This is a genomic window from Caballeronia pedi (assembly GCF_001544915.2).
In the GTDB taxonomy this organism is placed as follows: Bacteria; Pseudomonadota; Gammaproteobacteria; order Burkholderiales; family Burkholderiaceae; genus Caballeronia; species Caballeronia pedi.
Genome location: NZ_FCOE02000138.1, coordinates 1 through 548, shown reverse-complemented (window position 1 = coordinate 548; position 548 = coordinate 1). Strand labels below are relative to the sequence as shown.

Sequence of the window (548 nt, the reverse complement as noted above, 5' to 3'; positions counted from 1 at the left end):
ATCGCCTCGCTGAGGGCCAGAAACACTTCGGGCCGCGCAAGGCGCTGCAGGTTGTTGTTCGGAGGACCGTTGGGATTCACCAGATAGGCGGAGGTGTCGCCACGATACTCGATGATGTTCAGGTCGTCATCGCAGATCACGGAAGGCGGCGCGTACCGCGAGAACGTGATGCGAGCGACCTCTGCGCGCAGCGAGGAGGCTTCGGGTGCCTCGGAGGGCGCCTCAGGCGCGCTGACGGAGCGGACGGGCAAAGGCGCAATGTACGTTGAGGGCCGGCCGAGCACCGCGGGTGGCGCGAGGCGGGGCTTCTTACCGAACAATTTGCTGCGCCGGTCTTCGATGTTGCCGAACAGGTCCGAAAATGCCCCTACCGTCTCTGACGGTCCCAGCATCAGAACGCCCTCGGGCTTGAGCGCATAGTGAAAAAGCGGCATCACAGTACGCTGTGCGGGTGCACTGAGGTAGATCAGCAGATTACGGCAGCTCACCAGGTCCATCCGCGAGAAGGGCGGATCGCTCAAGATGTCGTGACGCGAGAACGTGCAAAG

Annotated in this window: 1 protein-coding gene; it reads right to left on the bottom strand. The window is 62.8% G+C overall.

Annotation, left to right across the window (positions count from 1 at the left end; genetic code table 11):
- A partial coding sequence (locus AWB80_RS42885; protein WP_279628710.1) for a CheR family methyltransferase occupies positions 1–521 on the bottom strand: 521 nt, incomplete at its 3' end.
- Between the last annotated feature and the right edge of the window lie 27 nt (positions 522–548).